Origin of the sequence: uncultured Caballeronia sp., from assembly GCF_964243625.1 — a bacterium.
In the GTDB taxonomy this organism is placed as follows: Bacteria; Pseudomonadota; Gammaproteobacteria; order Burkholderiales; family Burkholderiaceae; genus Caballeronia.
The window spans coordinates 1-4,527 of the sequence record NZ_CAXTGZ010000496.1 but is presented as its reverse complement, the minus strand read 5'-3'; the positions used below and the strand labels follow the sequence as shown (position 1 = coordinate 4,527).

Here is a 4,527-nt window from a genome sequence, read left to right as displayed (position 1 = left end):
CGCCTTCACGTCCTTCGGATCGCTCATGCCGGGCGGCAGGTTATGCGCCTGCATGACAACGCCCTCGGCCTGCGATATTGCCGTCGATGCATCCGTGCGCGTGCGGATCAGCAGTCCCGGATTGCGCTTTTGCGGCATCGCGCTCGAGACATACGTGTTCGCGCCGCCTTCCTGCAACAGGATCCACGGACGCGATTCGGCGTATTGCGTCATCACATCCTGGATGAAAGCGCCGGTATGCAGCGCCACGCTAGTGACGATCGCGCCGGCTTCGACGGGTTCATCGACGGAAGAAATCTGCGACGCGTCGTAGGCGTTATCGACGATCGCATTGAAGCCGAGATACTTCGCCATGCGCTCGCGGTCGAGCGGCCAGCTTGTGCCGTTCAGGACGGTCGTGCCCATCGATGAACGGTCCACACGTTTGTACGCTTCGCGGATTCGCTGTGCATCGCGGTCGAGGCCTGCAACAAAGCCGAGCAGATAGTGGCCGTAGCTGTTGGGCTGGGCCGCCACGCCGTTCGTGTAGTTCGGCACGACGGTGGCCTTGTACTTATCGGCGAGACGCACGATGGTCGCGGTCGTCGCGTTGAGCTGGTCGGCAAGGTTGAGCAGGTCGTCGCGCAGGATGGCCGAGCGGTAGGTGGCGTGCATGTCCTGGCTCGAACGTCCGGCGTGCAGCAGCGTGATGTCCTCGCCCGCGGCCTTGATGAGGAGCGGCTCGAACGTGATCACCGTCTTCGGGCGCTTGGCGCCGGGCTGGTTTCCATCCGCGATCACCTTGGCCACGCCCGCGGCGAGACGCGGGGCCATGGATTTGTCGAGCAGGCCTTCGTCCGTGTTGATGACAACGGTCGCCTTGTTGATTTCGCCAAGCCAGAAGAATTCGTCGTGTGGCGGGATCTGTTGTGCAAAGGCCGGCGAAGCGCAAAGCAGAACGGCTGCGGGGAATGCCCAGCCATGCAGTCTCATGATAGGAATGGTCGCGGGTTGGGAAGCCGCGATTATAAAAGCGCCGTTATCTTCACGTACTGGCGACGAGTTTCAATCCCGGCGGCAACGATTCGCCGAACACGCGGCCTTCGTCGGCGTTATCGAGTTCCACGACTTCACTGACCATTTCACCCCAGCCTTTTGGCGCGCCCGCATTGTCGAGCCGATGAACCACGCGCGCCCGGAGGTCTTCAGGCAGATCGCGCGAACGGTCGCCGGTCAAACGCGCGATCTGCGCCGCGGCGAACGCAGCCGGTTCGACCTTCTTCCAGTCGAGCGCGACAATTCGTTCAAGCCATTGCGCCGCGATATCCGGCGGCACCACGCCATGTGCGCTGCCATAGAACGGCCGGCGCGCGCCGATGCGCCCGATCGCCCACCATCCCTGATGGTTCCCGGATGGCTTGTCGAGCCGCTCGAACAGCTTTTGCGCGGCGTCGATCTTGCGCGCGACAGGCACGCGTTCAAGCGATGCCGCAAGGCGCACCATATCGGCGTAACCGGTTTTCGATGCATCGAAGGGCGCCTTGGTTTTCGTCCGCGACGCGGCGATGGACTGCACGTAGTCGACGGCATCGAGCACGGCGACTTGTTCGGCCTCGCCCAAGCCGCCCGCCGCGCGGCGCCACAAGGTCCACCATTCGGACCAGACCTGGGCGTCGTTCAGGTACTGGATGCCGTCATCGAAAAGGGACCAGAGTTGCTCGACGCGCCATTCATCGAGCGGATAACCGAAACCCGGGCGCAGGCAATAACCGGCGAGGTTCAGCCACAGCCGCTCGTGATCGGCGGAACGCCGCCGCCGCCGGGCGCGTTCCCACAGCGCGCCGAACAGTTCGCGAAGGAGCGCGCTGTCCCATGTATCGCGCGGACCGAGCAGATGTTCGAGTTGCGCGCGCAGGCGCTTGACTTCCTTCGGGTCGACATTGTGGGCACGGTCGCCGAATGCGCGGTCGATCTGCTCGATGGCTTTTTCATACGCTGGATGGAGGACTTCTCCCACCGTGGTGCCGGCTGAAGCTTCGCGGCGTAGCTGGAATTCGAGCTGCCAGCGCTTTGACGGGTCCGCCTCGTCGATGCAATGCACCTCCAGCGTCCCGACCTCCGTCAGCGACGCCGAAAGCTGCACCGGCGTCTCGCGCGGACCTTTGGCCGAGCGCGGCTGGACCACGGTGGCTATGGGCGGAAGGCGGACGAAGTCGCTTTGTGAAAGATCGACGAGCTCGCCAGGCTGATAGGCCCTGTCTCCCGTCGATGAAACCAGATGAAACCGCACCGGATGTCCAAGCAGCAGCGTGAATACACGATCCTGTAAAAATACTTCACGGCCTTCTTCCGTGCCGCGCGGCAAGAGGCAGATGCCTTGCTGGTTTTTGCGCTCGCCGCCGCTTTCATCTTCGAGCACGAGGAAATAACTGCGCGCCGCGCCGCCGCCGATGCGCGGTCCGATTCCACCCCGCGCAAGTCCATATGCCACGGCGCCGCGTGCGACGGCGACATCGGGGTTGTCGTTGTGCAGCGCATGCAGCGGTTTGCCGCGCCACGAGCCGAGGGTATCGGCAAGACGCTCGACGAGCGCATGCGCGCGGAACACGCCGCCGTTGAGCAGCAGCGTATCGGGGACGGGCAGCGTTTCAGTATCCGCTTCGGCTTCGGCTCCGGCTTCGGCTACGGGCGAACCCAGCGCATCGCGCGATTGCGCCGCGTGCTGATTCAGGAACGCCGCGATATGCCGCGTGATTCCGGCATCGCTTGCATAGGGCAGTCCGAATTCGACGATCGCGCTGCGCGAACGCCGCGGCCGCTCGCTCGATGCAACCAGCGGGAAAAATCCATCGACGATGATGTGCCCGGCTTCCCGCCGCGTCACTTCCACCGAACGCGCGCCGCCGATCATCCGCGAGCCCGCGCCAAGCAGCGTGATCGACAGGGTCTCGGGCGCATTCGCACCCAGAAGCTGCTCCTTGGCGGCGCGGCACCGCTCGACCAGTTGCGACAGACTCACCGCAGACAAACGGGCAGGCGCGGTCACCATCCGCGTTTCGACGAGATGCGCGAGCGCGAGATCCATGTTGTCGCCGCCGAGCATCAGATGATTGCCGACGCCGATCCGCGTCAGCTCCGGCTCGCCGTCCTTCAGCTCGACCTTGATCAGCGTGAGGTCGGTCGTGCCGCCGCCGACATCGCAAATGAGGACGAGACGGGTCTGCGCCAACTCGGTATCGAGCGTGGCGCGATGCTGGAACAGCCAGTCGTAGAACGCCGCTTGCGGTTCTTCGAGCAGGCGCAATCGGGGCAGGCCAGCTATTCGGGCCGCTTCCAGAGTGAGTGCGCGGGCGCCGTCGTCGAAGGAAGCGGGCACGGTCAGCACCACGTCCTGGTCTTCGAGGCGCGCGTGCAGGAAATGCGCATTCCACGCGGCGCGCACGTGCGCCAGGTAACTCGCACTCGCCGTAACAGGCGAGATCTTGCCTGTGTCATCCGGCGCACCCCACGGCAGGATCGGCGCAACGCGATCCACCGATGCATGCGACAACCAGCTTTTGGCGCTCGCCACGAGCCGTCCCGGCACTTGCGCGCCGAGCGTGCGTGCAAGCCGGCCGATCACCGCTTGCGTACCTTCGGCCGGGTTGGCGTCGCCCCAGGGTAGTCGAAGGTCGCCGGGATCGAGCTCGCCCGGCGCCGGGTGGTATCGCGCGGATGGCAGCAGCGGCCGTGCCGCGACTTCGCCGGGACTCACGAGCTGGTCGATATCGAAGACGCGGATCGCCTTCGCCCCGTCCTTGGCCGAGGCGTCCGCATACGCCACGACCGTATTGCTCGTGCCGAGATCGATCCCGACGATGTATTGCTTCATTGACGTCGCTTCATTGGCGCATATCGGCACTTATCGGCACTTAGCCGTTTGCGTTCGCGCGTACATCGAACTCGACTTTCCAGCGCTCGCCCGAATCACGCGGCAAGGCTTCCAGTTCGAGCGTGCCGGCTTCGGTGATCCGTGCGTGCAGCTTGACGGGTACGACTTCGCCGGGGGTGCGCCCTTCGGTCGGAAGGGTCGCCTGGATTTCTTCGAGTTCCTGCAATTCCTCAGGCCCCCAGAAATCGAGCAATGTGCCGACCTGATCCTGCCTGCGCACCGATGAACCGAAGAACCGGAAATGCACCGGCTCGCCGACAACGAGGCCGAATTCCTGCGGCGGCAACGCGGCCTCGGTCCCTTCTTCCATGCCGAAGGGTGCGAGACACAACGCCTGCACGGGCGGTTCGATGCCGGGCACGGCGGGCATCGCGGATTCGATTGCGACGTAGTACGAACGCGCCGTGCCGCCGCGAATCCGTACGCCTTTGCCGCGACGGACGTAGCCGTAATACGCCGCGCCACGCGCGACCGCGCGGTCGAGGTCGCCACCGGCGAGCAAACGGGCCGGCGGCGCGCCTTCGGCCGCCAGCCAGCCGTTGACGGTATCGAGAATGCGGCCGGCCAGCAGGTCCGACTTGAACACGCCGCCGTTGAACAGCACGGCGGTCGGATGC

Annotated in this window: 2 protein-coding genes and 1 pseudogene; all 3 read right to left on the bottom strand. The window is 64.9% G+C overall.

The genetic code is table 11. The annotated features are described in order from the left end of the window. Positions 1-972: lyase family protein (locus ACFFAR_RS25535; RefSeq protein WP_375508689.1), on the bottom strand; the 972-nt coding region annotated here is incomplete at its 3' end. Between the two features lie 52 nt (positions 973-1,024). Next, positions 1,025-3,850 (bottom strand): Hsp70 family protein, encoded by a 2,826-nt coding sequence (locus ACFFAR_RS25530; protein ID WP_174364112.1) that lies wholly within the window; start codon positions 3,848-3,850, stop codon positions 1,025-1,027. Between the two features lie 40 nt (positions 3,851-3,890). Then, positions 3,891-4,527 (bottom strand): annotated as a pseudogene (locus tag ACFFAR_RS25525) (Hsp70 family protein); the annotation flags it as partial.

Excerpts from the sequence above, each read along its gene's own strand:
- ACFFAR_RS25530 (WP_174364112.1), bottom strand. The coding sequence starts at position 3,850 with ATGAAGCAATACATCGTCGGGATCGATCTCGGCACGAGCAATACGGTC.